Annotated in this window: 24 protein-coding genes; 10 read left to right on the top strand and 14 right to left on the bottom strand. The window is 56.0% G+C overall.

What is annotated here, in order from left to right; all coding sequences use genetic code 11:
* Positions 1-17: 17 nt before the first annotated feature.
* The 3 genes from kdgA to zwf form a co-directional block, all read right to left on the bottom strand.
* Complete coding sequence (kdgA, locus tag ACQG19_RS14755) at positions 18-659, bottom strand: bifunctional 4-hydroxy-2-oxoglutarate aldolase/2-dehydro-3-deoxy-phosphogluconate aldolase (protein WP_029882310.1); 642 nt, start codon at positions 657-659, stop codon at positions 18-20.
* Positions 660-698: 39 nt separating this feature from the next.
* The gene (gene edd, locus ACQG19_RS14760; protein ID WP_029882311.1) at positions 699-2510 is read right to left on the bottom strand and encodes a phosphogluconate dehydratase; all 1812 of its coding nucleotides are present in this window, start codon (positions 2508-2510) and stop codon (positions 699-701) included.
* 234 nt (positions 2511-2744) lie between these two features.
* A complete protein-coding gene (gene zwf, locus ACQG19_RS14765; RefSeq protein ID WP_014832396.1) occupies positions 2745-4220 on the bottom strand; it encodes a glucose-6-phosphate dehydrogenase in 1476 nt (491 codons plus the stop codon).
* Positions 4221-4577: 357 nt separating this feature from the next.
* Between zwf and ACQG19_RS14770 the strand changes: the two genes are divergently transcribed.
* Together ACQG19_RS14770 and pyk are read left to right on the top strand one after the other, a co-directional pair.
* Positions 4578-5447 (top strand): MurR/RpiR family transcriptional regulator, encoded by an 870-nt coding sequence (locus ACQG19_RS14770; protein ID WP_029882312.1) that lies wholly within the window; start codon positions 4578-4580, stop codon positions 5445-5447.
* A gap of 140 nt (positions 5448-5587) precedes the next feature.
* Positions 5588-7030, top strand: coding sequence for a pyruvate kinase (gene pyk, locus ACQG19_RS14775; protein ID WP_246932680.1), 1443 nt, complete (start codon positions 5588-5590; stop codon positions 7028-7030).
* A gap of 51 nt (positions 7031-7081) precedes the next feature.
* On the opposite strand, the gene lpxM is transcribed toward pyk, so the two are convergent.
* The 3 genes from lpxM to znuA form a co-directional block, all read right to left on the bottom strand.
* Positions 7082-8053 (bottom strand): lauroyl-Kdo(2)-lipid IV(A) myristoyltransferase, encoded by a 972-nt coding sequence (lpxM, locus tag ACQG19_RS14780; RefSeq protein WP_040019981.1) that lies wholly within the window; start codon positions 8051-8053, stop codon positions 7082-7084.
* A 119-nt stretch (positions 8054-8172) separates the two neighbouring features.
* On the bottom strand, positions 8173-9492 hold the full coding sequence (mepM, locus tag ACQG19_RS14785) for a murein DD-endopeptidase MepM (RefSeq protein WP_013096090.1): 1320 nt from the start codon (positions 9490-9492) through the stop codon (positions 8173-8175).
* Between the two features lie 15 nt (positions 9493-9507).
* Positions 9508-10452 (bottom strand): zinc ABC transporter substrate-binding protein ZnuA, encoded by a 945-nt coding sequence (gene znuA, locus ACQG19_RS14790; protein WP_013096089.1) that lies wholly within the window; start codon positions 10450-10452, stop codon positions 9508-9510.
* A 77-nt stretch (positions 10453-10529) separates the two neighbouring features.
* Between znuA and znuC the strand changes: the two genes are divergently transcribed.
* Together znuC and znuB are read left to right on the top strand one after the other, a co-directional pair.
* Positions 10530-11285 carry a zinc ABC transporter ATP-binding protein ZnuC gene (gene znuC, locus ACQG19_RS14795; RefSeq protein ID WP_222168495.1) on the top strand — a complete coding sequence of 252 codons (756 nt, stop codon included), beginning with the start codon at positions 10530-10532 and terminating at the stop codon, positions 11283-11285.
* Positions 11282-12067: a zinc ABC transporter permease subunit ZnuB gene (znuB, locus tag ACQG19_RS14800; protein WP_013096087.1), complete on the top strand. Its 786-nt coding sequence runs from the start codon at positions 11282-11284 to the stop codon at positions 12065-12067. The genes znuC and znuB overlap by 4 nt, the downstream gene beginning before the upstream one ends.
* A 492-nt stretch (positions 12068-12559) precedes the next feature.
* Here the strand turns inward: znuB and ruvB are convergent, their stop codons facing one another.
* The 6 genes from ruvB to aspS form a co-directional block, all read right to left on the bottom strand.
* The gene (ruvB, locus tag ACQG19_RS14805) at positions 12560-13570 is read right to left on the bottom strand and encodes a Holliday junction branch migration DNA helicase RuvB (RefSeq protein ID WP_013096086.1); all 1011 of its coding nucleotides are present in this window, start codon (positions 13568-13570) and stop codon (positions 12560-12562) included.
* Positions 13571-13578: 8 nt separating this feature from the next.
* Positions 13579-14193, bottom strand: coding sequence for a Holliday junction branch migration protein RuvA (gene ruvA / locus ACQG19_RS14810; protein WP_013096085.1), 615 nt, complete (start codon positions 14191-14193; stop codon positions 13579-13581).
* An 81-nt stretch (positions 14194-14274) separates the two neighbouring features.
* Positions 14275-14796 carry a crossover junction endodeoxyribonuclease RuvC gene (gene ruvC, locus ACQG19_RS14815; protein WP_013096083.1) on the bottom strand — a complete coding sequence of 174 codons (522 nt, stop codon included), beginning with the start codon at positions 14794-14796 and terminating at the stop codon, positions 14275-14277.
* A gap of 34 nt (positions 14797-14830) precedes the next feature.
* On the bottom strand, positions 14831-15571 hold the full coding sequence (locus ACQG19_RS14820; RefSeq protein ID WP_013096082.1) for a YebC/PmpR family DNA-binding transcriptional regulator: 741 nt from the start codon (positions 15569-15571) through the stop codon (positions 14831-14833).
* A gap of 27 nt (positions 15572-15598) precedes the next feature.
* A complete protein-coding gene (gene nudB / locus ACQG19_RS14825) occupies positions 15599-16042 on the bottom strand; it encodes a dihydroneopterin triphosphate diphosphatase (protein ID WP_222168860.1) in 444 nt (147 codons plus the stop codon).
* Between the two features lies 1 nt (position 16043).
* The gene (gene aspS / locus ACQG19_RS14830; RefSeq protein WP_013096080.1) at positions 16044-17816 is read right to left on the bottom strand and encodes an aspartate--tRNA ligase; all 1773 of its coding nucleotides are present in this window, start codon (positions 17814-17816) and stop codon (positions 16044-16046) included.
* A gap of 264 nt (positions 17817-18080) precedes the next feature.
* On the opposite strand from aspS, the gene ACQG19_RS14835 reads away from it, so the two are divergent.
* The 5 genes from ACQG19_RS14835 to cmoB are packed head-to-tail and all read left to right on the top strand — an operon-like array spanning position 18081 to position 21660.
* Positions 18081-18647 carry a hydrolase gene (locus tag ACQG19_RS14835; RefSeq protein ID WP_045292479.1) on the top strand — a complete coding sequence of 189 codons (567 nt, stop codon included), beginning with the start codon at positions 18081-18083 and terminating at the stop codon, positions 18645-18647.
* Positions 18644-19462, top strand: a complete 819-nt coding sequence (locus tag ACQG19_RS14840) for a DUF72 domain-containing protein (protein WP_040019974.1) — start codon at positions 18644-18646, stop codon at positions 19460-19462. Before ACQG19_RS14835 ends, ACQG19_RS14840 begins: the two co-directional genes overlap by 4 nt.
* Positions 19463-19512: 50 nt before the next feature.
* Positions 19513-19908 carry an MAPEG family protein gene (locus tag ACQG19_RS14845; protein ID WP_013096077.1) on the top strand — a complete coding sequence of 132 codons (396 nt, stop codon included), beginning with the start codon at positions 19513-19515 and terminating at the stop codon, positions 19906-19908.
* Positions 19909-19948: 40 nt separating this feature from the next.
* Positions 19949-20692 (top strand): carboxy-S-adenosyl-L-methionine synthase CmoA, encoded by a 744-nt coding sequence (gene cmoA, locus ACQG19_RS14850; RefSeq protein ID WP_013096076.1) that lies wholly within the window; start codon positions 19949-19951, stop codon positions 20690-20692.
* Positions 20689-21660, top strand: coding sequence for a tRNA 5-methoxyuridine(34)/uridine 5-oxyacetic acid(34) synthase CmoB (gene cmoB, locus ACQG19_RS14855; protein WP_013096075.1), 972 nt, complete (start codon positions 20689-20691; stop codon positions 21658-21660). Before cmoA ends, cmoB begins: the two co-directional genes overlap by 4 nt.
* A 262-nt stretch (positions 21661-21922) precedes the next feature.
* Here the strand turns inward: cmoB and cutC are convergent, their stop codons facing one another.
* Together cutC and ACQG19_RS14865 are read right to left on the bottom strand one after the other, a co-directional pair.
* Positions 21923-22666 carry a copper homeostasis protein CutC gene (gene cutC / locus ACQG19_RS14860; RefSeq protein ID WP_047352442.1) on the bottom strand — a complete coding sequence of 248 codons (744 nt, stop codon included), beginning with the start codon at positions 22664-22666 and terminating at the stop codon, positions 21923-21925.
* Positions 22667-22744: 78 nt separating this feature from the next.
* Positions 22745-23305, bottom strand: a complete 561-nt coding sequence (locus ACQG19_RS14865; protein ID WP_047352441.1) for a VOC family protein — start codon at positions 23303-23305, stop codon at positions 22745-22747.
* A gap of 238 nt (positions 23306-23543) precedes the next feature.
* On the opposite strand from ACQG19_RS14865, the gene argS reads away from it, so the two are divergent.
* A complete protein-coding gene (gene argS, locus ACQG19_RS14870; RefSeq protein WP_029882318.1) occupies positions 23544-25277 on the top strand; it encodes an arginine--tRNA ligase in 1734 nt (577 codons plus the stop codon).
* The last annotated feature ends 13 nt before the right edge of the window (positions 25278-25290 follow it).

Raw genomic sequence — 25290 nt, forward strand, 5'->3', positions numbered from 1 at the left:
TTCATGATGCGAGGTGCTTACTGCTTCGCGCCTTCAACCGCTTCGCGAGCCAGTCTGGTGATGCGATCCCAGTCGCCTGCTTCCAGGGCATCCGCCGGTACCAGCCAGGAGCCGCCGATGCACAGCACGCTCTTCAGCGCCAGGTAATCACGGTAGTTGGCCGGAGAGATGCCGCCCGTCGGGCAGAAACGCACCTGAGAGAAGGGACCCGCAATCGCCTGCAGCGCTTTGGTGCCGCCGTTGGCTTCTGCCGGGAAGAATTTGAACTCTTTCAGACCGTAGTCCATGCCCAGCATCAGTTCAGAAACAGTGCTGATCCCCGGGATCAGCGGGATGGTGCCCTCGGTTGCCGCTTTTAACAGCGGCTCGGTCAGACCCGGGCTGATGGCAAACTGCGCGCCCGCTTCGGTCACTTCAGCCAGCTGTTTTGCGTTCGTAACGGTACCCGCACCAATGATGGCATCCGGCACTTCTTTAGCGATTGCGCGAATCGCGTCCATCGCGCAGGCGGTACGCAGGGTCACTTCCAGAACGCGAACGCCACCCGCAACCAGCGCTTTCGCCATCGGTACCGCGTGCTCCAGTTTGTTCACCACGATAACCGGCACAACGGGGCCAGTGGTCAGGATTGCTTCTGCACTTGTTTTCCAGTTTTTCATCAGAGTTTTCTCTCGCCAGATCGATAAAATCAAGTCGTCTTAAAACGTAATACAGGTTGCGCCCTGCTCCGCCCCGGAGAGTTTCTCACGCAGCGCGCCAAACATTTCGCGTCCGGTTCCCACGCGCGATGCGCTCAGGTCTGGAATATGCGGCTGACGGGCCGCCAGCTCGGCTTCGTCCACCAGCAGGGTTAACTCACCTGTCTGGCCATTGACGCGGATGATGTCGCCGTCACGCACCTTAGCCAGCAAACCACCATCATACGCTTCAGGCGTTACGTGGATGGCTGAAGGCACTTTACCTGACGCACCCGAGAGGCGTCCATCGGTGACCAGTGCAATTTTGAAACGGCGGTCCAATAATACACCAAGTGGTGGCATAAGTTTATGTAATTCTGGCATCCCGTTCGCTTTGGGTCCCTGATGACGCACCACCACCACGCAATCCTTGTCGAGAAGGCCCGCATCAAAGGCAGGTAAAACATCATGCTGGCTCTCAAAGACCACTGCCGGGGCTTCAATCACCTGGTTCTCTTCCGGCACGGCAGAGGTTTTCATCACCGCGCGTCCCAGGTTGCCGCTCAGCACTTTCGTGCCGCCGTGGCGTGAGAACGGCTGTTCGAAGGTAGCAATGACCTGCGGATCAAGAGAGGCGCTCGCCCCATCACGCCAGTCCAGCTCACCGTTGTTCAGCCACGGCTCAAGGGTATAGCGATGCAGACCATAACCCGCCACCGTGTTCACGTCTTCGTGCAGCAGACCGCCCTTGAGCAGCTCACGCATCAACACCGGTACGCCACCGGCGGCCTGGAAGTGGTTAATGTCTGCCGGACCGTTCGGATACAGGCGCGCCATCAGCGGCACCACGGAAGAGATGTCGGAGAAATCATCCCAGTTGATCAGGATGCCAGCCGCACGTGCCATTGCCACAAGGTGCATGGTGTGGTTGGTTGAGCCCCCCGTTGCCAGCAGGGCCACGATGCCGTTGACGATCACTTTCTCGTCGACCATTTTACCCAGCGGCATCCACTCGTTGCCGTTCCCGGTCAGACGCGTCACCTGACGGGCGGCGGCTTCGGTCAGAGCCTTGCGCAGCGGCGCATCGGGTTGAATGAAGGAGGAGCCCGGAAGCTGCATCCCCATAAATTCCACCACCATCTGGTTGGTGTTGGCCGTACCGTAGAAGGTACAGGTACCCGGCGCATGGTAAGAGGCGGCTTCCGCTTCCAGCAGCGCCTGGCGGTCTGCTTTACCTTCGGCATACAGCTGGCGGATACGCACTTTTTCTTTGTTTGGCAAACCGCTGGCCATCGGACCTGACGGCACAAAAATGGCCGGAAGATGACCAAACGACAGCGCCGCCATGGCGAGCCCTGGGACAATCTTGTCGCACACGCCGAGGTACAGCGCGCCATCGAACATATTGTGAGACAGTCCGACCGCTGCAGACATGGCAATGACTTCGCGGCTCAGCAGCGACAGCTCCATCCCGTCCTGCCCCTGGGTCACACCGTCACACATGGCCGGCACGCCCCCCGCCACCTGGCCCACCGCATTCACGCTGTGCAGCGCTTTACGGATGATGTCCGGGTACACTTCGTACGGCTGATGCGCGGAGAGCATGTCGTTATAGGAGGTAATGATGGCGATATTGTTACGCAGCATGCTCTTTAATGAGGCTTTGTCTTCAGGCTGACAGGCGGCGAAACCGTGCGCCAGGTTACCGCAGGCCAGCTGCGAGCGGTGTACGGTATTGGTCTTAGCCTGTTCAATGCGGGCGAGGTAGGCCGAACGGGTCTCTTTCGAGCGCTCGATAATGCGTTGTGTTACGCGTAACAATGTCGGATTCATAAAAGCTCCTCTAATTTATCTGTCCGGGCTCGGGAGTTTACAAAGTCGCTGGCAGTTGTTAACAACGCTGAAACGCTTGCTGTCCGGAGCTCAGGGGCAAAATCGCTTCCGGCAGTGTAATAAAAAAAGCCCCGCGGGTGAATCCACGCGGAGCTTAAAAGTATAAAAATTGTGCCACTAGCTGTGTTAGATCATGTTACCGGTAAAATAACACCTTCGGGCTAGAGGATTATCTTACTCAAACTCGTTCCAGGAGCGGCCATCACGGGTGATCATCGCCACGGAGGCGACAGGTCCCCAGGTGCCCGCCTGATACGGTTTTGGCGGATCCTGATCGGCAGCCCAGGCTTCGGTGATGGAGTCGACCCATTTCCACGCCTCTTCCACTTCGTCGCGACGCACAAACAGCGCCTGGATACCGCGCATGGTTTCCAGCAGCAGGCGCTCGTAAGCATCCGCCAGGTGCGTTTGATTGAAGGTCTCGGAGTAGCTCAGATCCAGTTTGGTGGTCTGCAGGTTATGTTTGTGATCCAGTCCCGGCACTTTGTTCAGGATCTGGATATCCACACCTTCATCCGGCTGCAGACGGATAGTCAGTTTGTTCTGCGGCAGCTCCTGCCACGACTCTTTGAACAGGTTCAGCTCAGGGTTTTTGAAGTAAACGACAACTTCAGAGCATTTGGCTGGCAGACGTTTACCGGTACGCAGGTAGAACGGCACCCCCGCCCAACGCCAGTCATCGATATCCACGCGGATCGCCACGAACGTCTCAGTGTTGCTGGACTTGTTCGCGCCCTCTTCTTCCAGATAACCAGGGACTTTTTTGCCCTGCGCAAAGCCGGATGTGTACTGACCACGCACCGTCTTCTCGCGCACGTTAGAACGGTCGATACGACGCAGTGACTTCAGCACTTTCACCTTCGCGTCGCGGATGCTGTCAGCGGTCAGGTCTGATGGCGGAGACATGGCAATCATGCAGAGTACCTGCAGCAGGTGGTTCTGGATCATGTCACGCATCTGACCGGCCTGGTCAAAGTAACCCCAGCGGCCTTCGATACCCACCTCTTCGGCCACGGTGATTTCCACGTGGTCGATGGTGCGGTTGTCCCAGTTGTTCACAAACAGGGAGTTGGCAAAACGCAGCGCCAGCAGGTTCAGTACCGTCTCTTTGCCCAGATAGTGGTCGATGCGGTAGACCTGGCACTCTTCGAAGTATTCGCCCACCTGGTCGTTGATTTCGCGGGAGGTAGACAGTGAGGTACCCAGCGGTTTTTCCATTACCACACGCGCAGGTTTGGCGTTCAGATTCGCTTCGCCCAGACCTTTACAGATGGCGCCGAAGGTGCTTGGTGGCATGGCGAAATAGTTAATGGTGACCCGGTTTTTCTGATCCAGCATCTCACCCAGACGGGTAAACGCGCTCACGTCGTTCACATCCAGATTGCAGAAATCGAGACGTCCGCTCAGGGTATCCCACAAACTTTCATCAATTTTCTCTTTCATGAAAGTTTCGAGCGCTTCACGCACGACTTTGGTGTATGCGTCCTTGTCCCAGTCGGCGCGCCCTACACCCAGGATACGGGTATCCGGATGAAGTTGGCCCGCTTTCTCCAGTTGATACAGGGAAGGCAGCAATTTTCGGCGTGCAAGATCGCCTTTCGCGCCGAAAATGACCAGGTCACATGCCTGGGCTGTTTGCGTTACCGCCATGTCATTCTCCTCAGTTGGATCACCTGGTGCTTCTGCCAGGTATCGTTGTAATTTTATTACAATGCACTGTACTGCTTTTACGTCATTCCCGAAACCATTAGCGCTTAACGTCGCGTGCGATACGGCGATTTTTCACCCCTTAAGAGGATTACGCTGGCCTGATGACGCAACAAGCGTCGATTCTTTGCGCAACACGGTCACAGTAAAACCCGACACCGATCAAGTAATGAAAAAAAACAACAACATTATCTTGTCGACTGTTACCCTTTATGGAAGCCACGAGGGTAATATCGGCTAAATCGAATCTCAATTTCATCTATGGATGAAATCGTTTACACCCATGAGCGTCCTGTTAACATGAACATGCTGGAAAAAATCCAGTTTCAACTGGAACACCTTAGCAAATCCGAGCGAAAAGTGGCTGAAGTTATTCTCGCCTCGCCTGCTCAGGCGATTCATTCAAGCATCGCCGCTCTGGCACAGGATGCAGGCGTCAGCGAGCCGACGGTGAATCGGTTCTGCCGGAGCCTGGAAACGCGTGGCTTTCCTGATTTTAAACTGCATCTGGCACAAAGTCTGGCAAATGGTACGCCCTATGTTAATCGCAATGTGGATGAAGACGACAGCGTAGATGCATACACGGCGAAAATATTTGAATCGGCCATGGCCACGCTTGACCACGTGCGTCAGTCGCTGGATATGAGTTCCGTTAACCGGGCGGTCGATTTGCTGACCCAGGCCAAGCGAATTGCGTTCTTCGGACTCGGTTCGTCGGCGGCCGTGGCGCATGATGCCATGAATAAATTCTTCCGCTTTAACGTCCCGGTCATTTATTCCGATGACATCGTGTTGCAACGCATGAGCTGTATGAATTGTAGCGAGGATGACGTGGTGGTCCTGATTTCCCATACCGGGCGCACCAAAAGTCAGGTTGAGCTCGCGCAACTGGCGCGTGAAAACGATGCCATGGTTATCGCCCTCACGACGGCAGGCACGCCGCTGGCAAGAGAAGCCACGCTCGCCATCACTCTGGACGTTCCGGAAGATACGGATATCTATATGCCAATGGTCTCCCGTCTGGCGCAGCTGACGGTGATTGACGTCCTGGCAACCGGTTTTACCTTACGCCGCGGCGCTAAATTCAGAGATAACTTGAAGCGTGTCAAGGAAGCGCTCAAGGAATCGCGTTTTGATAAAGAATTGCTTATAAAGAGCGATGTTCCCTGATAGTAGATAACTAAGACGTAACGAATAATTACGATGTAACGATTTACGGCATTCGGTCCCCTCGCGGTTGCTTTGCAGCAGATGAAGGCCGATTCAATCTTCACGCAACACCAAAGTTGTTTCAGTCAACGGAGTATTACATGTCCAGAAGGCTTCGCAGAACTAAGATCGTCACCACCTTAGGCCCGGCCACCGATCGCGATAATAACCTCGAAAAGATTATCGCCGCGGGTGCCAACGTGGTGCGTATGAACTTCTCTCACGGTACGCCAGAAGACCATAAATTACGTGCCGACAAAGTGCGTGAGATCGCGGCTAAACTGGGCCGCCATGTTGCTATCCTCGGTGACCTGCAGGGTCCAAAAATTCGTGTCTCGACCTTCAAAGAAGGCAAAGTTTTCCTCAATATCGGCGATAAATTCCTGCTTGATGCCAACCTGGGTAAAGGTGAAGGCGATAAAGAGAAAGTGGGTATCGACTATAAAGGTCTGCCGGCTGACGTTGTGCCTGGCGATATCCTGCTGCTCGACGACGGTCGTGTTCAGCTGAAAGTGCTGGAAGTTCAGGGGATGAAGGTGTTCACCGAAGTCACCGTCGGCGGCCCACTCTCTAACAACAAAGGCATTAACAAACTCGGCGGTGGCCTGTCTGCCGAAGCGCTGACCGATAAAGACAAAGCGGATATCGTTACCGCGGCGCTGATCGGCGTGGACTATCTGGCCGTCTCCTTCCCGCGCTGCGGCGAAGACCTGAACTATGCCCGTCGTCTGGCGCGTGATGCAGGCTGCGACGCGAAAATCGTAGCAAAAGTTGAACGTGCGGAAGCCGTTTGCGATCAGGATGCCATAGACGACGTGATTCTGGCGTCTGACGTGGTGATGGTTGCCCGTGGCGATCTGGGTGTGGAAATTGGCGACCCGGAACTGGTCGGCATCCAGAAAGCGCTGATCCGTCGCGCGCGTCAGTTGAACCGCGCGGTGATCACCGCAACCCAGATGATGGAATCCATGATCACCAACCCAATGCCGACCCGTGCAGAGGTGATGGACGTGGCTAACGCCGTGCTGGACGGTACCGATGCGGTCATGCTTTCCGCTGAAACCGCAGCCGGTCAGTACCCGGCAGAAACCGTTGCCGCGATGGCGCGCGTCTGTCTGGGCGCTGAAAAGATTCCGAGCATTAACGTCTCTAAACACCGTCTGGACGTGCAGTTCGACAATGTGGAAGAAGCGATTGCGATGTCCGCCATGTATGCGGCTAACCATCTGAAGGGCGTCACGGCGATCATCACCATGACCGAATCGGGCCGTACCGCGCTAATGACGTCCCGTATCAGCTCCGGTCTGCCGATCTTCGCGATGTCCCGCCACGAGCGCACGCTGAACCTGACGGCGCTGTACCGCGGCGTAACCCCGGTTTACTTTGACAGCACCAATGACGGTGTGGCAGCGGCGCACGATGCCGTTAATCTGCTGCGCGACAAAGGCTACCTGGTATCCGGTGATATTGTCATCGTGACCCAGGGTGATGTCATGAGCACCATCGGCTCAACCAACACCACTCGCGTATTAACCGTCGAATAATAAAAAGATGTTCCCCTCTCCCCCATGGGGAGAGGGTCAGCGTGAGGGGTTTTATTTCTTTGGGTAAAGTTCTTTGCGCTGATACGGCTCTTTCTCGCCAGGCTTACGCGTTTTGAGCAACTTCAGGATCCACGTGTATTGCTCAAGATGCGGCCCCACCAGCACCTCCACCTCTTCGTTCATGCGACGCGCGATGGTGTTATCGTCCGCGGTCAGTAAGTCGTCCATCGGCGGGCGAACCTCAATGCTCAGACGGTGCGTGTTGCCATCGTAGACCGGGAACAGCGGAATAACCCGGGCGCGGCAGACTTTCATCAGACGGCCAATCGCCGGAAGTGTCGCCTTGTAGGTGGCAAAGAAATCGACAAACTCGCTGTGCTCAGGACCGTGATCCTGATCCGGCAGATAGTAACCCCAGTACCCCTGTCGCACGGACTGAATAAACGGCTTGATACCATCGTTACGGGCGTGCAGGCGTCCACCAAAACGACGACGCACGGTGTTCCAGACGAAATCAAAGACTTTATTACCCTGGTTATGGAACATGGCCGCCATCTTCTGGCCCTGAGATGCCATCAGCATGGCCGGAATATCCACTCCCCAGCCGTGCGGAACGAGAAAAATCACTTTTTCATCGTTGCGGCGCATCTCGTCAATGATCTCCAGCCCTTTCCAGTCAACACGCTTAAGGACCTTTTCTGGCCCTTTTAGCGCCAGCTCTGCCATCATCGCCATGGCCTGTGGCGCGGTGGTATACATGTCATCAATAATCGCTTCGCGCTCGGCATCGCTCTTTTCCGGGAAGCAGTAGTAGAGATTGATTTGCGCGCGACGGCGGGCACTTTTGCCCATTCGTCCTGCAAGACGGCCAATTTTCCCCAGAACGGGATCGCGCACAGAGGCTGGTAACATTGCAATGCCAGCAAACGCGTAAACGCCAAGCCAGGCGCCCCAGTTACGCGGGTGGCGAAAGGATTTTTCAAACTCAGGAATGAACTCAATATTGTTTTTTTTGGTTTCCATGCTGGTTCCAGGGTCTGGTGATGCAAAATATAATGACGATAGTGTAGCGAGGCAGCGCCCCACGCACAAAAGAAAAAGCCGGCGCTTACTGACGCCGGCTTTAGACAAAACGGAAGGGTTTAGTCGAAACGCAGTTGCGGCACAACCTCTTTCACCTGCGCCAGGTAATCTTTACGATCTTTACCCGTCAGCCCTTCGGTGCGCGGCAGTTTCGCCGTAAGCGGGTTTACCGCCTGCTGGTTGATCCACACTTCATAATGCAGGTGCGGCCCCGTAGAACGTCCGGTATTGCCTGAGAGGGCGATACGGTCGCCACGTTTCACTTTCTGGCCTGGTTTCACCAGCAGCTTACGCAGGTGCATATAACGGGTGGTATAAGTGCGACCATGACGGACCGCAACATAGTACCCGGCAGCCCCGCTGCGTTTGGCGACAACCACTTCACCATCTCCCACTGCCAGCACCGGTGTGCCCTGCGGCATGGCGAAGTCCACGCCACGGTGCGGCGCCACACGCCCGGTGACCGGGTTCAGACGACGCGGGTTGAAGTTGGATGAAATGCGGAACTGTTTCGCCGTTGGGAAGCGCAGGAAGCCTTTCGCAAGCCCGGTACCGCTGCGGTCATAGAATTTGCCGTCTTCAGCGCGAATGGCGTAGTAATCTTTGCCATCAGAGCGCAAACGTACACCCACCAGTTGGCTCTGCTCACGCTTGCCGTCCAGCATTTCGCGGGACATCAGTACGGAGAACTCATCACCTTTTTTCAGCTTACGGAAATCCATCTGCCACTGCATGGCTTTGATAACCGAGCTGATTTCAGCGCTGGTCAGGCCCGCATCACGCGCGCTGGAGACAAAGCTTGCGCCTACGGTCCCTTTCATCACGCTGTTAACCCAGTCACCCTTCTGCAACTCGCTGGTCATCTTGAAACCGTTTGCAGTGCGGTCGTAGGTGCGCGTTTCGCGACGGGACATTTCCCAGGTCAGGCGCTGCAGATCGCCCTCTGGCGTTAACGTCCACGAGAGCTGCTGGCCAATTTTCAGGTTACGCAGGTCTTTATCTGCGGCAGCCAGCTGGCTGATATTCCCCATGTCAATGCCGTACTGGTTCAGTACGCTGCTCAGCGTATCGCCAGTGGAGACCACATATTCATGGATCCCGGCTTCATTCTCGGTTTTATCGTCCAGCTCATCCTGCGGAATGGCTTCATCTTCCTGAGCCGCCTGGTCGATAGGCTCACTGGCCTCCGGCAGCAGAGAACGGATTTCGTTCTTCTCAAGCTCGATGGTTTTGATGATAGGGGCAGAACTCGGGTGGTAAACATAGGGCCGCCAGACGGCGACCGCTAAGGTGAGAACTGTAAGCGACCCCAGCATAACGCGATGGGGTCGGGGCAGATTGTTAAATGCCAGGGCGACAGAGCGGGCTATCTGTTGCACGTATTCACTTCCTCGTTAATCTCCTTTCAGGCAGCTCGCATACTGGTTCGCCAGTTGAGTGAGGAACTGCGAATAGCTCGCTTTACTCAACTGGATGTTCGTTCCTAGCGGGTCAAGGGTTCCCATGCGCACGGATGTTCCCCTGGCCACGGCTTCTACGACCGCTGGCCTGAACTGTGGCTCAGCAAAAACGCAGGACGCTTTTTGCTCAACCAACTGTGTTCTGATCTCATGTAAACGCTGCGCACCAGGCTGAATTTCAGGGTTGACGGTAAAATGCCCACGCGGGGTCAGGCCGTAGTGTTTTTCGTAATAGCCATAGGCGTCATGAAAAACGAAATACCCTTTTCCTTTCAGCGGTGCCAGCTCGTTACCCACCTGCTTGTCGGTTGCGGCTAATTGTGCCTCAAAATCTTTCAGGTTGGCGTCTAGTTTGGCTCGACTTTGCGGCATAAGTTCCACTAATTTGTCATGGATTGCAACCGCCGAAAGCCGCGCTATCTCTGGGGAGAGCCAAAGATGCATATTGTACTCGCCGTGATGGTGATCCCCGTCACCTTTTTCATCATGAGCATGATGACCTTCGTGTTCGTCACCGTCGTCATCACTCCCCTTCATGAGCAACGGCTTCACGCCAGAAAGTTCGGCAATGGTGACCTTTTTCGTGTCCGCGATCTGGTTCGCAGACTTCTGCATGAAGGCTTCCATCTCCGGCCCAATCCAGACAACTAAGTCCGCGTTTTGTAAGCGTTTTACATCAGATGGACGCAGGGAATAATCATGCTCAGAGGCACCATCGGGCAGCAGAACCTGGGTTTCCGTCACCCCATCTGCAATGGCCGATGCAATGAATCCCAGCGGTTTGAGCGAAGCGACAACGGCAGCGTTAACATCTTGTGCTGTTGTGCCCCAAAGGGCAGCGGATAATGCTGCGAAAAGAAGCGTATTTTTATGTAACATAATGCGACTAATCATCGTAATGAATGCGTGGAATGTGATATTATAACATTCGTTGACTTCTGCAAGCTTAAATTGACATGACAACTTTGGTTTCTCTTGAAAATGTTTCGGTCTCGTTCGGTCAGCGCCGCGTCCTTTCTGACGTCTCGCTGGATCTGAAGCCCGGTAAAATTCTGACGCTGCTCGGTCCGAACGGCGCGGGTAAATCCACCCTTGTGCGCGTGGTGCTGGGTCTGGTAGCCCCTGATGAAGGTGTCATCAAGCGTGAAGAAAAATTGCGTATCGGCTACGTGCCGCAAAAATTACATCTTGATGCCACGCTGCCGCTGACCGTCAGCCGCTTCCTGCGCCTGCGCCCTGGTACGCGTAAAGCCGATATTCTTCCGGCGCTGAAACGTGTCCAGGCGGGCCACCTGGTCAACGCGCCACTGCAAAAACTGTCCGGCGGGGAAACCCAGCGCGTGTTACTTGCCCGGGCGCTGCTCAGCAGCCCCCAGCTGCTGGTACTGGATGAGCCAACGCAGGGTGTGGACGTCAATGGTCAGGTCGCGCTTTACGATTTAATTGACCAGCTGCGCCACGAACTGAACTGCGCGGTGCTGATGGTCTCCCACGACCTGCATCTGGTGATGGCAAAAACCGACGAAGTGCTCTGTCTGAACCATCATATCTGCTGTTCCGGCACGCCTGAAGTGGTGTCAATGCACCCCGAATTTATCTCTATGTTTGGCCCTCGCGGGGCTGAACAACTGGGTATTTATCGCCATCATCATAACCACCGCCATGATTTACAGGGACGAATTGTCCTGCGCCGGGGAAATGGACACTCATGATTGAACTGTTACTGCCCGGCTGGCTGGCCGGGATTATGCTCGCCTGCGCCGCGGGTCCGCTTGGCTCGTTTGTGGTATGGCGCAGAATGTCCTATTTCGGCGATACCCTGGCCCATGCTTCACTGCTGGGCGTGGCCTTTGGTTTGCTGCTGGACGTCAACCCGTTCTATGCGGTGATTGTCGTTACGCTGCTCCTCGCCGCCGGTCTGGTCTGGCTGGAAAAACGCCCTCACCTCGCCATTGATACCCTGCTCGGCATTATGGCGCACAGCGCCCTGTCGCTGGGCCTGGTGGTAGTGAGCCTGATGTCAAATATCCGCGTTGACCTGATGGCCTATCTGTTTGGCGACCTGCTCGCCGTGACGCCTGAAGATCTCATTGCTATTGCCATTGGCGTGGTGGTGGTGCTGGGTATTCTGCTGTGGCAGTGGCGTAATTTGCTGGCGATGACCGTCAGCCCGGATCTGGCGTTTGTAGACGGCGTGAAATTGCAGCGGGTGAAACTGCTGCTGATGCTGGTGACGGCGTTAACCATCGGCGTGGCGATGAAGTTCGTCGGTGCGCTGATTATTACGTCGCTACTGATTATTCCTGCGGCCACCGCGCGTCGTTTTGCCCGTACGCCGGAGCAGATGGCAGGCGTGGCGGTGATTATCGGGATGATTGCGGTCACGGGCGGGTTAACCTTCTCGGCGTTCTATGACACGCCTGCGGGGCCGTCAGTGGTGCTGTGTGCGGCGGTGCTGTTTATTTTCAGTATGATGAAGAAGACCGCTAGTTGATATCGAGGGCGCTGATGCCCTCACCCTAACCCCTCTCCCTTTGGGCTGAGGAATCCCCAGTAATTTTTTACCGAAAGCGATGAATGTTGCTTCAGGAAAATGAATGACTTACAGCGACGCCCTGGTCCGGCTGTAAATCGCTGAGGCGTTTCCTGCAGGCCGGGGCGAGGCGCAGGGATGCGCCGAGAGGGCGGCTTCAGCAGGACGTTACATCCGCCCGTCCCCGATAAGCCGGAAGGAATAAGCCGAAGGCACCGCGAAGCGGCGATTTACCGCCGGGAGCCCGGGTCGCCAGGGCGGTGGCGACTGAGCCGCCCTGGCACGTTCACGGATCATGTTGTTGCAGAGTAGCAAGGAACATAAAGTGAACGGAATGACCTCCACAGCCGTATGTTCCCCCTCACCCCAGCCCTCTCCCAAAGGGAGAGGGAGCCGTCTGTGCAGGCATTATTTATGGGGATCCCTCAGCCCTTTGGGAGAGGGAATTAAGCATTACGGCATTGCCGGTGGCGTGATACCAAAATGATTCCACGCCCGCACCGTGGCCATACGCCCACGCGGGGTACGTTGCAGGAAGCCTTGCTGAATCAGATACGGTTCGAGTACATCTTCAATTGTCTCGCGCTCTTCCCCGATTGCCGCCGCCAGGTTATCCAGCCCGACCGGCCCGCCAAAGAATTTGTCCAGTACCGCCAGCAGCAGCTTGCGGTCCATGTAGTCAAAACCCTCAGCATCGACATTCAGCATATCCAGCGCCTGAGCAGCAATTTCGGCAGAAATAGAACCATCGTGCTTCACTTCTGCAAAGTCACGAACGCGGCGCAGCAGGCGGTTAGCGATACGCGGTGTTCCGCGCGAACGCTTCGCCACTTCAAATGCCCCCTCTTCGCTCATATCCAGCCCCATATAACGGGCACTGCGGCCCACGATATGCTGGAGGTCGGCGACCTGATAAAACTCGAGGCGCTGCACAATACCAAAGCGGTCGCGCAGTGGAGAGGTTAACGACCCGGCGCGGGTGGTGGCGCCAATCAGGGTAAACGGCGGCAGATCGATTTTGATCGAACGCGCGGCAGGGCCTTCGCCGATCATGATATCCAGCTGGTAGTCTTCCATTGCCGGATAGAGAACCTCTTCCACCACCGGCGACAGGCGGTGGATCTCATCGATAAACAGCACGTCGTGCGGTTCAAGATTGGTCAGCATCGCCGCCAGATCGCCTGCTTTTTCCAGCACCGGGCCAGACGTGGTACGCAGGTTCACGCCCATTTCATTAGCAACGATATTCGCCAGGGTGGTTTTCCCCAAACCCGGAGGACCGAATATCAGCAGGTGATCGAGCGCATCGCCGCGCAGCTTTGCCGCCTGGATGAAGATCTCCATCTGGGAACGCACCTGCGGCTGGCCAATATACTCATCAAGCAACTTCGGACGGATCGCACGATCCACCACGTCGTCTGCCTGAATAGTGCCTGCCGATACCAGGCGATCTGCTTCAATCATCCTTTACCTCACAACGCAGCGCGCAGCGCTTCACGAATCAGAGTTTCACTGCTGGCATCCGGTTTGGCAATTTTGCTCACCATTCGGCTGGCCTCCTGAGGTTTATAGCCCAGCGCCACCAGCGCGGCAACCGCTTCCTGCTCGGCATCATCATCCGACACAGGCGCACCCGGCGAAGTCAGCACCAGATCGGCAGCAGGGGTAAAGAGATCGCCATGCAGGCCTTTAAAGCGGTCTTTCATCTCAACAATCAGGCGCTCTGCCGTTTTCTTACCAATGCCCGGGAGCTTAACCAGCGCGGCAGGATCTTCGCGCTCAACGGCATTCACGAACTGCTGGGCGGACATACCGGAGAGAATGGCCAGCGCCAGCTTCGGCCCGACGCCGTTGGTTTTAATCAGCTCGCGGAACAGGGTGCGTTCCTGTTTGTTGTTGAAGCCATAGAGCAGTTGAGCATCTTCACGCACCACAAACTGGGTAAAGACAATCGCCTCTTTGCCCGCGTCCGGCAGCTCGTAGAAGCAGGTCATTGGCATATGGACTTCATAGCCCACGCCGCCCACTTCCAGCAGCACTAACGGGGGTTGTTTTTCAATGATGATGCCTCTGAGTCTGCCTATCACGTGACGCTCCTGCGTTCTGGAAAATTATTGATTTGCGACATAATAAAAAAAGGCTGGATAAACATCCAGCCTGATTTCTCATTATCGTAACCTGCCTCGCGCCAGATTGAGCCGCGACTCACTCATTTGCATCGCGTTCTGGCTGACATGACAGTGGGTGATCGCAATTGCCAGCGCATCGGCGGCATCGGCCTGCGGGTTCGCGGGGAGCTTCAACAGGGTACGCACCATGTGCTGCACCTGGCTTTTCTCCGCGCTACCAATCCCCACCACCGTCTGCTTGACCTGTCTTGCCGCGTATTCAAATACCGGAAGATCCTGGTTCACGGCAGCAACAATTGCCACGCCCCGCGCCTGACCGAGCTTTAACGCCGAATCGGCGTTTTTCGCCATGAAGACCTGCTCGATGGCGAAATAGTCAGGCTGAAACTGGGTGATAATCTCCGTCACGCCTGCATAAATGAGCTTCAGTCGCGACGGCAGATCTTCAACTTTGGTGCGAATACAGCCACTGCCAAGGTAGGTTAACTGGCGTCCAACCTGACGGATAACGCCGTAACCGGTGACGCGTGAGCCGGGGTCAATCCCAAGGATAATCGACATCACGCGTCTCCCGTAAACGGTTTAAACGCTCTCATCAGAGAGTCGCTGCAACCTCATCAGAGATCTCACCGTTGTGATACACTTCCTGCACGTCGTCGCAGTCTTCAAGCATGTCGATCAGACGCAGCAGTTTTGGTGCCGTTTCAGCATCCATATCCGCTTTGGTGGACGGGATCATGGAGACTTCAGCGTTGTCGGCTTTCAGGCCCGCCGCTTCCAGCGCATCACGTACTGCACCCATCTCTTCCCACGCGGTGTAGACATCGATAGCGCCATCGTCGAAGGTGACTACGTCTTCCGCACCCGCTTCCAGTGCCGCTTCCATGATGACATCTTCGTCGCCTTTCTCGAAGGAGATGACGCCTTTTTTGCTGAACAGGTACGCTACAGAACCGTCAGTCCCCAGGTTACCCCCGGTTTTGGTGAACGCATGGCGCACTTCTGCAACGGTACGGTTACGGTTGTCGGACAGACATTCAACCATTACCGCGGTGCCGCCAGGACCGTAACCTTCATAAATGATGGTTTCCATGTTCGTGTCTTCATCACCGCCCACGCCACGAGCGATAGCACGGTTCAGGGTGTCACGCGTCATGTTGTTGGACAGCGCTTTATCTACTGCCGCACGCAGACGTGGGTTAGACGCCGGATCGCCGCCGCCCAGACGCGCCGCTGTCACCAGCTCGCGAATGATTTTGGTAAAGATCTTACCGCGCTTGGCATCCTGTGCCGCTTTGCGGTGTTTGGTGTTGGCCCACTTACTATGACCTGCCATAAAAAGTTCTCCAAAAATCGCGCCTTTTCAGGCTGCGTTAATTACAAATTCTTCAATCGCCTGCCGGTTGCTCCACGACTTGGTCAGTGCGGCGGCATCCGCCGCATCCACCCAGCGGTAGGTCAGATGTTCAGTGAACACGATCTCCCGTTCGTGAGGGAGCGCGAGACAGAACCACGATTCCGTGTTGCGCTTGATACCCGGTGCATAGCGATGACGTAAATGGCTAAAAATTTCGAACTCCACCGTGCGCTGACAGTCCTTCAGGGTCAGTTGCTCGCAAGCAACGTCAATGGTGACCTCTTCCTTTACTTCACGCGCGGCGGCCTGCGGCGCGGTTTCGCCCTCTTCCAGACTGCCGGTAACCGACTGCCAGAATTCAGGGTCATCGCGCCGCTGCAACATCAGCACCCGCTTCGTGTCCTGAGCGTAAATTACAACTAAGACAGAAACGGGACGCTTATATGCCATATCAGTTTTTCTCTTCCTTTTTCACCACGTCGATACCCAGCTCAGCCAGCGCGGCCGGGTTAGCGAAGCTTGGCGCTTCGGTCATCAGACACGCCGCTGCGGTGGTTTTCGGGAAGGCGATAACGTCACGGATGTTGTCGGTGCCGGTCAGCAGCATAGTCAGACGGTCGAGACCGAATGCCAGGCCTGCGTGAGGCGGCGTACCGTACTTCAGCGCATCCAGCAGGAAGCCGAACTTCTCGCGCTGTTCCTGTTCGTTGATGCCCAGAATGCCGAACACCGTCTGCTGCATCTCACCGCTGTGAATACGCACGGAGCCGCCGCCCACTTCATAGCCGTTGATAACCATATCGTAGGCGTTCGCGACCGCCTCTTCCGGTGCCGCTTTCAGCTCTGCCGCCGTCATGTCTTTTGGCGAGGTGAACGGGTGGTGCATGGCAGTCAGGCCGCCTTCACCGTCGTCTTCAAACATCGGGAAGTCGATAACCCACAACGGCGCCCATTTGCTCTCGTCAGTGAGGTTCAGATCTTTGCCCAGTTTCAGACGCAGCGCGCCCATTGCATCGGCAACAATTTTCTTATTGTCAGCGCCGAAGAAGATCATGTCGCCATCCTGTGCGCCGGTGCGCTCAAGGATCGCTTCTACAATCTCCGCATTCAGGAACTTCGCCACCGGGCTGGTGATACCTTCCAGACCTTTCGCACGCTCGGTTACTTTAATATAGGCCAGACCTTTCGCGCCGTAGATCTTGATGAAGTTGCCGTAGTCGTCAATCTGCTTACGGCTAAGCGCTGCACCGCCCGGTACACGCAGGGCTGCTACGCGACCTTTCGGATCGTTAGCCGGGCCGGCAAACACCGCAAACTCAACGGATTTCACCAGGTCAGCAACGTCCACCAGCTCCATAGGGTTACGCAGGTCAGGTTTGTCGGAGCCGTAACGACGCTCGGCTTCGGCGAAGGTCATGATGGGGAAGTCGCCCAGCTCCACGCCCTTCACGTCATTCCACAGGCTGCGCACCAGCGCTTCCATCACTTCACGCACCTGCTCAGCGGTCATGAAGGAGGTTTCCACATCGATCTGGGTAAATTCTGGCTGACGGTCAGCGCGCAGGTCTTCGTCACGGAAGCATTTTACGATCTGATAGTAGCGATCGAAGCCGGACATCATCAGCAGCTGTTTAAACAGCTGTGGAGACTGCGGCAGCGCGTAGAATTTGCCTTTATGAACGCGGGATGGCACCAGGTAATCGCGCGCGCCTTCCGGCGTGGCTTTGGTCAGCATCGGGGTTTCGATATCGAGGAAACCGTGGTCATCCATAAAGCGACGCACCAGGCTGGTGATTTTCGCACGGGTTTTCAGGCGCTGTGCCATCTCCGGGCGACGCAGATCCAGGTAGCGGTATTTCAGACGCGCTTCTTCAGTGTTGACGTGGTTGGAGTCCAGCGGCAGCGCTTCAGCACGGTTGATGATCGTCAGATCGGAGGCCAGCACTTCAATGGCACCGGTCGCCATATCTGCGTTGACGTTTTTCTCGTCACGCGCACGTACGGTGCCGGTGACCTGAATGCAGAACTCATTACGCAGCTCAGAAGCCAGCTTCAACGCGTCCGCGCGATCCGGATCGAAGAACACCTGAACGATACCTTCGCGGTCGCGCATATCGATGAAGATAAGGCTACCAAGATCACGACGACGGTTGACCCAACCACACAGGGTCACCTGCTGTCCGACGTGGGACTGACGCAGCTGCCCGCAATATTCTGTACGCATGAGATATCCCTTAATTAGCCGCAGGCTAAATGTCGCCTGGTATGCAGGCTACTATGTCGCAGCTTTCTGTATGTCACAACTGGATGAAAAAAGGCGGCTATTATACTGGAAATTCCGCCGGACGATAAGAGCGAAGCACGGCCAGACGCACGTTTGCTGCGCTCTTATTGCGCATTCTCACAAAAATTAACAAAATTATCCGACCGATAACAGGCCATAACGTCGTAAGGTGTAACGGAAGCGATTCATTTAACTGGAGTTACCATGCTGACACTTGATGCCCGCAAAACCGCCCTGGTGGTGATTGATCTACAGGAAGGGATCCTTCCCTTTGCCGGCGGCCCGCACACCGCTGATGATGTCGTCAGCCGTGCCGCCCGTCTGGCGGAAAAATGCCGCGCCAGCGGCGCACCGGTTGTCATGGTGCGCGTTGGCTGGTCGACCGATTTTGCCGAAGCGTTAAAACAGCCGGTTGACGCCCAGGCGCCCGCGCACGCCCTGCCGGACAACTGGTGGACGTATCCGGTCTCGCTCGGTAAACGCGACAGCGATATCGAAGTGACCAAACGCCAGTGGGGCGCCTTCTATGGCACCGACCTGGAGCTGCAGCTGCGCCGCCGCGGTATCGACACCATTATCCTGTGCGGGATCTCCACCAACATTGGCGTGGAATCCACCGCCCGTAACGCCTGGGAGTTGGGCTTTAACCTGGTGATTGCCGAAGACGCATGTAGCGCGGCTTCTGCGGAACAACACCAGGGCAGCATGACCCATATTTTCCCGCGCATCGGTCGCGTGCGCAGCACGGATGAGATTTTAAGCGCGTTATGATGTATGTGGGCCTGCCCCAGTGGTCGCACCCGAAATGGGTGCGCCTTGGCATAACCAGCCTTGAAGAGTACGCCCGGCACTTTAACTGCGTGGAGGGCAACACCACGCTGTATGCCCTTCCCCGGGCAGAGATTGTCGAGCGCTGGCGGGATCAAACCACGGATGATTTCCGCTTCTGCTTTAAATTTCCGGCAACCATCTCCCATAACGCCGCCCTGCGTAACTGCGGTGATTTAACCGAAGAGTTTTTTGGCCGAATGTCGCCACTGGCAAACCGTATCGGCCAGTACTGGCTGCAGCTTCCCGCCACCTTTGGTCCGCGCGATCTGCCCGCGCTCTGGCCATTCCTTGATGGCCTGCCCCGGGACTTTACCTACGGCGTTGAAGTGAGACATCCTGAATTTTTTGCCAAAGGCGAGGTGGAGAAAGCACTCAACCGGGGATTGCATCAGCGCTCAGTCAACCGCGTCATTCTTGACAGTCGTCCTGTTCACAGCGCAATTGCGCATAACGAAGCTATTATTGATGCCCAGCGCAAGAAGCCCAAAGTCCCGGTCCACGCTATCGTAACCGCGCACAATCCGATGGTCCGGTTTATCGGCAGCGACAATATGCAGCAAAATCAGGAGATGTTCGCCGTCTGGCTGCACACGTTAGCGAAATGGGAACAGACCACCACGCCGTATCTCTTTTTACATACGCCGGATATCGCCCAGGCCCCCGAACTGGTCGATACGCTCTGGCAGGCCCTGCAAACCGCGGTTCCGTCGCTCGGCAGCGCGCCGTCCATCCCACAACAATCTTCTCTTTTCTGAGATCACGCCATATCATAGAGACGCCATCTGCCAAAACACAGGGAGTTTGTATGGTCAGCGCGTTGTATGCGGTGCTAGGTGCATTACTGCTGATTAAATTTTCATTTGATGTTGTGCGACTCAGAATGCAGTACCGCGTCTCATACGGCGACGGGGGGTTTTCCGAACTGCAAAGCGCTATCCGTATCCACGGCAACGCGGTTGAGTACATTCCGGTGGCACTCATTTTGCTGCTGTTTATGGAGATGAATGGCGCCGAAACCTGGATGGTACACATTTGTGGCCTGCTGCTGATTGCGGGTCGGTTAATGCATTATTACGGCTTTCACCACCGCTTATTCCGCTGGCGTCGTTCCGGCATGAGCGCGACATGGTGCTCGCTTTTGCTGATGGTGCTGGCTAACCTTTGGTATATGCCGTGGGAGTTGGTTTTCTCCTTCCGTTAGCGCACAATACGCCACTTTATTTTTCCCGGATTTTTACGTTATGTCAGATCGCGACACGCTTTTTTCCGCGCCTATCGCCAGCCTGGGCGACTGGACCTTCGATGAACGGGTAGCCGAAGTCTTCCCGGATATGATCCAGCGCTCTGTTCCCGGTTATTCCAATATTATCTCCATGATCGGCATGCTGGCTGAGCGCTTCGTTCAACCCGGCACGCAGGTGTATGACCTGGGCTGCTCGCTCGGCGCGGCAACGTTGTCGGTACGTCGTAACGTTCATCACGAAGGCTGTAAAATCATTGCCGTCGATAACTCCCCGGCGATGGTTGAACGCTGCCGTCGCCATATTGATGCCTGGAAAGCGGCAACTCCGGTCGAGGTCGTTGAAGGCGACATTCGTGACATCGAAATCCACAACGCCTCGATGGTCGTGCTGAATTTTACCCTGCAGTTCCTGGTGCCCGATGACCGCCAGCGGCTGCTGGACAAAATTTATCAGGGCCTTAACCCCGGTGGCGCGCTGGTGCTGTCTGAGAAATTCAGCTTTGAAGACGCGACCGTCGGCGAACTGCTGTTCAACATGCACCACGATTTCAAACGTGCAAACGGCTACAGCGAGCTGGAGATTAGCCAGAAACGCAGCATGCTGGAAAACGTGATGCTGACGGACTCCGTGGAAACCCATAAAGCGCGTCTGCGCCAGGCAGGCTTTGAGCATAGCGAACTGTGGTTCCAGTGCTTTAACTTTGGCTCCCTGGTGGCGCTGAAAGCTGAGGACGCGGCATGATTGAGTTCGGTAACTTCTATCAGCTGATTGCAAAAAACCATCTCTCCCACTGGCTGGAGACCCTGCCTGCGCAGATTGCCACCTGGCAGCGCGATCAGCAGCATGGGCTGTTGAAGCAGTGGTCAAATGCGGTGGAGTTTCTGCCGGAGCTGACGCCTCACCGTCTGGATCTGCTGCACAGCGTCACGGCCGAAAGCGCAGAGCCGCTGCCCGCCGGGCAGATTAATCGCATCGAAACGCTGATGCGTAACCTGATGCCGTGGCGCAAAGGACCGTTTTCGCTCTACGGGGTGAATATCAATACTGAATGGCGCTCCGACTGGAAATGGGATCGCGTGCTGCCGCATCTCTCCGACCTGACCGGGCGTACCATTCTGGACGTCGGCTGCGGTAGCGGTTACCACATGTGGCGCATGATTGGCGCGGGCGCGCATTTAGCCGTTGGCATCGACCCGATGCAGTTGTTCCTGTGCCAGTTCGAAGCCGTGCGTAAGCTGCTGGGTAACGACCAGCGCGCGCATTTGCTGCCGCTGGGCATTGAGCAACTGCCCGCGCTGAAAGCGTTTGATACCGTCTTCTCCATGGGCGTGCTTTACCACCGCCGTTCCCCGCTGGAGCATTTATGGCAGTTGAAAGATCAGCTGGTCAGCGGCGGCGAACTGGTGCTGGAAACTCTGGTGGTCGAAGGCGATGAAAATACCGTTCTGGTTCCCGGCGATCGTTACGCGCAAATGCGCAACGTCTACTTCATTCCTTCCGCGCTGGCGCTGAAAAACTGGCTGGAGAAGTGCGGATTTGTGGATGTGCGCATCGCCGACGTCTGCGTGACCTCCATCGAGGAGCAACGCCGCACGGAGTGGATGGTGACCGAATCGCTGGAGCAGTTCCTTGACCCAACCGACCACAGCAAAACCGTTGAAGGCTATCCGGCGCCAATGCGTGCGGTGTTGATTGCCACGAAGCCGTAGCCTTTTAGCCGGGTGGCGGCTGCGCCTTACCCGGCCTGGTCATCGCAGGTTTTCTCCAAAATATTTCAAGTTGCAGCAAGGCGGCAACGCAGCGAATCCCCAGGAGCTTACATCTGTAAGTGACTGGGGGGAGCGAGGCAGCCAACGCAGCTGCGGCTTGAAATATGAAGGAGAAAAAAAGGCCCCTGTGTAATTGGCAGGGGCCTGGTACAAGCAAGCATCATATTGGGCGACATGATGCGCGGTAAAAATCGGTACGTTGCTACACGTGATGACGTTCAATCAGCGATTTCATTTCCGCAACCGACTCTCCATCTACACCGTAGCGTGAGTACTCATCCGCTTCAGCATCCGTCGACATAGACAACCCTGTATTGCGATAACGCATGGGCGACGGTATCCATTTCCCTGCAGAGCTGTGAAGCTCTTCCACCCCGGCGTTTAAAAACAGTTCCAGATTGCTGGCACGGACTCCCGCACCCGCCATTATTATTGGAACACCGGAATGTGCTTTTAGTTCCGTAATTAATTGCAGTCCTTTTTCAGCCGACGACTGCTGGCCCGATGTCAGCACACGCGCCACGCCAAGTTCCGCAAGGGTATCAAAGGCTTGCAATGGGTTTTTACACATATCGAACGCGCGATGAAATGTTACCGCCATCCCCTTTGCGGCCGCCATTACCTGGCGCATACGCGGTACATCGACGTTGCCTTCTTCATCGAGCAGCCCCGTCACCAGCCCCGGGAAACCCAGATCGCGAACAAGGGCGATATCGTCAAGCATGGCATTGAACTCGCCTGCCGTGTAACAAAAATCACCGCCCCGAGGACGAATGATAGGGTGTACCGGAACGGTGACAGCCTGACGGGCAGACTTCAACACACCGTACGAGGGCGTTAACCCCCCTTCTTTCGGTGCCGCGCACAGTTCAATGCGGTCAGCCCCCCGCTGTTGCGCCGTCGCGGCACACTCCACGCTGTAACAGCAAATCTCCAGCAGCGCCATCCACTCCTCCTTAAATTTCGCGTAATGCACCATCATGACACGCCGCCCCCGGCCGGTCTTCGCGTGTCGTCACAACGCTTACTCTTCGCTGGCAACAATCTGTTCTATCGTCCAGGGATGGAACTTCACCGTCACCTGTCCGTCAGTCACGGCCAGCGTCGGGTTCGGTAAACGCTCGCGCTCGCCTTTTGGTGAACTCGTTTTCACAAAGATACCCGGCTTGCTCAACCCCTCATCAGACAGCAGCGCCAGCGCGCGCGCATTCAGCGTTTCGGGCTCGCCAGGCAGCACGATTTCGATGTGCTCCCAGCCTTCATGCGGGTAACGTTTTTCTCCCGGCCACGGCAGTTCAACAACGCTAAATTGCCAGTGCGCTACGCAGACCGGCTCATACAGTTTAAACAGGCAGATAGGACGGCCGTTGATGATGTTCTCAGAAAGCAGTTCCCCGCACTGTTCAAACCCGCGACGCCAGCGCTCGGCGGTGGCGTTCTGATGACAGCGCAAGGAGATGTGATCGGCCTCAAGCGGCGCAATGTCCAGACCAAGACGGGTGGCAAGTTCTGTGAACGCCTGGGTGAAGCGCGGTAAATCTGCGGAAATATCATGCAGTTCGTCAATGGATTGCCAGTTCGCCATAAGTCAGTCTCTTATCGTGTCGCAAAGCCGCTAATTTACTCTGTTGCCCCCTTTTGACCAACCGCGGAATGACGCTTTTTATCACTGCATGATTATGCATGCTTTCTTAGCCTGGATTCTGCGCAATCTTCGCCCCCCGCAATGCTGACGCCAGAAGGCATTTGCAGTATACTCCCGCCCTCATTCTTTAACTGGCGCGGGTGGCAGTCAGCCCGCATCAAAAACGTAAGGTATCCAGGTGAATATTCAGGCTCTTCTCTCAGAAAAAGTCAGTCAGGCACTGATTGCCGCAGGTGCGCCTGCGGATTGCGAACCGCAGGTTCGTCAGTCAGCGAAAGTACAGTTTGGCGACTATCAGGCTAATGGCGTGATGGCAGTGGCTAAAAAACTGGGCATGCCGCCGCGACAACTGGCTGAGCAGGTGCTGACTCATCTGGATCTCACCGGCATTGCCAGTAAAACCGAAATCGCTGGCCCGGGCTTTATCAACATTTTCCTTGAGCCGGCCTTCCTGGCAAGCCACGTTGACGCAGCGCTGAAATCTGACCGTCTGGGCGTAACCCAGCCAGAGCCACAGACCGTGGTGATTGACTACTCCGCGCCAAACGTCGCGAAAGAGATGCACGTTGGCCACCTGCGATCCACCATCATCGGTGACGCGGCAGTACGCACCCTTGAGTTCCTCGGTCACAAGGTGATCCGCGCGAACCACGTGGGTGACTGGGGTACCCAGTTCGGTATGCTGATTGCTTACCTGGAAAAACAGCAGCAGGAAAACGCGGGTGAAATGGCGCTGGCGGACCTGGAAGGGTTCTACCGTGAAGCCAAAAAACACTACGACGAAGATGAAGCCTTCGCCGAGCGCGCGCGTAGCTATGTTGTGAAACTGCAGGGCGGCGACCCGTACTTCCTGGAGATGTGGCGCAAGCTGGTGGACATCACCATGTCCCAGAACCAGCTCACCTATAACCGTCTGAACGTCACCCTGACCCGCGACGACGTGATGGGTGAAAGCCTCTATAACCCAATGCTGCCGGGCATTGTGGCCGACCTGAAGGCCAAACATCTGGCGGTTGAGAGCGAAGGCGCAACGGTCGTATTCCTTGATGAGTACAAAAACAAGGAAGGCGAACCGATGGGCGTGATCATCCAGAAAAAGGATGGCGGCTACCTCTACACCACCACCGATATCGCCTGTGCGAAGTACCGTTACGAAACGCTGCATGCTGACCGCGTGCTGTACTACATCGACTCCCGTCAGCACCAGCACCTGATGCAGGCGTGGACTATCGTGCGTAAAGCCGGTTATGTTCCCGATTGCGTGCCGCTGGAACACCACATGTTCGGCATGATGCTGGGTAAAGACGGCAAGCCGTTCAAAACCCGTGCGGGCGGTACGGTGAAGCTGTCCGACCTGCTGGATGAAGCGCTGGAACGCGCCCGTCGTCTGGTGGCAGAGAAGAACCCGGATATGCCAGCCGAGGAGCTGGAAAAACTGGCGAACGCCGTGGGTATCGGTGCGGTGAAATACGCGGATCTCTCCAAGAACCGTACCACCGACTATATCTTCGACTGGGACAACATGCTGGCGTTTGAAGGTAACACCGCGCCGTACATGCAGTATGCCTACACCCGCGTGCTCTCGGTGTTCCGTAAAGCGAATATCGATGAAAGCGTGCTGGCGAATGCGACCGTCACCATTACCGAAGATCGCGAAGCCCAGCTGGCGGCCCGTCTGCTGCAGTTTGAAGAGACGCTGTCCGTGGTTGCACGCGACGGTACGCCGCACGTGATGTGTGCTTACCTGTACGATCTGGCCGGTCTGTTCTCCGGCTTCTACGAGCACTGCCCTATTCTGTCTGCGGAAAATGAATCGGTCCGCAACAGCCGCCTGAAGCTGGCGCAGCTGACGGCGAAGACCCTGAAGCTGGGTCTGGATACCCTGGGTATCGAAACCGTAGAACGTATGTAATACAAAAAACCCG

Source organism: Enterobacter cloacae complex sp. 277I4 (assembly GCF_050031465.1).
Taxonomy (GTDB): domain Bacteria; phylum Pseudomonadota; class Gammaproteobacteria; order Enterobacterales; family Enterobacteriaceae; genus Enterobacter; species Enterobacter cloacae.

Coding starts and splice junctions, on each gene's coding strand:
- cmoA (WP_013096076.1), top strand. CDS start 19,949: ATGTCAGATCGCGACACGCTTTTTTCCGCGCCTATCGCCAGCCTGGGC.
- ACQG19_RS14770 (WP_029882312.1), top strand. CDS start 4,578: ATGAACATGCTGGAAAAAATCCAGTTTCAACTGGAACACCTTAGCAAA.
- kdgA (WP_029882310.1), bottom strand. CDS start 659: ATGAAAAACTGGAAAACAAGTGCAGAAGCAATCCTGACCACTGGCCCC.
- ACQG19_RS14845 (WP_013096077.1), top strand. CDS start 19,513: ATGGTCAGCGCGTTGTATGCGGTGCTAGGTGCATTACTGCTGATTAAA.
- ACQG19_RS14865 (WP_047352441.1), bottom strand. CDS start 23,305: ATGGCGAACTGGCAATCCATTGACGAACTGCATGATATTTCCGCAGAT.
- znuC (WP_222168495.1), top strand. CDS start 10,530: ATGACAACTTTGGTTTCTCTTGAAAATGTTTCGGTCTCGTTCGGTCAG.
- ACQG19_RS14835 (WP_045292479.1), top strand. CDS start 18,081: ATGCTGACACTTGATGCCCGCAAAACCGCCCTGGTGGTGATTGATCTA.
- edd (WP_029882311.1), bottom strand. CDS start 2,510: ATGAATCCGACATTGTTACGCGTAACACAACGCATTATCGAGCGCTCG.
- zwf (WP_014832396.1), bottom strand. CDS start 4,220: ATGGCGGTAACGCAAACAGCCCAGGCATGTGACCTGGTCATTTTCGGC.
- ACQG19_RS14840 (WP_040019974.1), top strand. CDS start 18,644: ATGATGTATGTGGGCCTGCCCCAGTGGTCGCACCCGAAATGGGTGCGC.
- lpxM (WP_040019981.1), bottom strand. CDS start 8,053: ATGGAAACCAAAAAAAACAATATTGAGTTCATTCCTGAGTTTGAAAAA.
- ruvC (WP_013096083.1), bottom strand. CDS start 14,796: ATGTCGATTATCCTTGGGATTGACCCCGGCTCACGCGTCACCGGTTAC.
- nudB (WP_222168860.1), bottom strand. CDS start 16,042: ATGGCATATAAGCGTCCCGTTTCTGTCTTAGTTGTAATTTACGCTCAG.
- znuA (WP_013096089.1), bottom strand. CDS start 10,452: ATGTTACATAAAAATACGCTTCTTTTCGCAGCATTATCCGCTGCCCTT.
- pyk (WP_246932680.1), top strand. CDS start 5,588: ATGTCCAGAAGGCTTCGCAGAACTAAGATCGTCACCACCTTAGGCCCG.
- ruvB (WP_013096086.1), bottom strand. CDS start 13,570: ATGATTGAAGCAGATCGCCTGGTATCGGCAGGCACTATTCAGGCAGAC.
- znuB (WP_013096087.1), top strand. CDS start 11,282: ATGATTGAACTGTTACTGCCCGGCTGGCTGGCCGGGATTATGCTCGCC.
- aspS (WP_013096080.1), bottom strand. CDS start 17,816: ATGCGTACAGAATATTGCGGGCAGCTGCGTCAGTCCCACGTCGGACAG.
- ACQG19_RS14820 (WP_013096082.1), bottom strand. CDS start 15,571: ATGGCAGGTCATAGTAAGTGGGCCAACACCAAACACCGCAAAGCGGCA.
- cmoB (WP_013096075.1), top strand. CDS start 20,689: ATGATTGAGTTCGGTAACTTCTATCAGCTGATTGCAAAAAACCATCTC.
- cutC (WP_047352442.1), bottom strand. CDS start 22,666: ATGGCGCTGCTGGAGATTTGCTGTTACAGCGTGGAGTGTGCCGCGACG.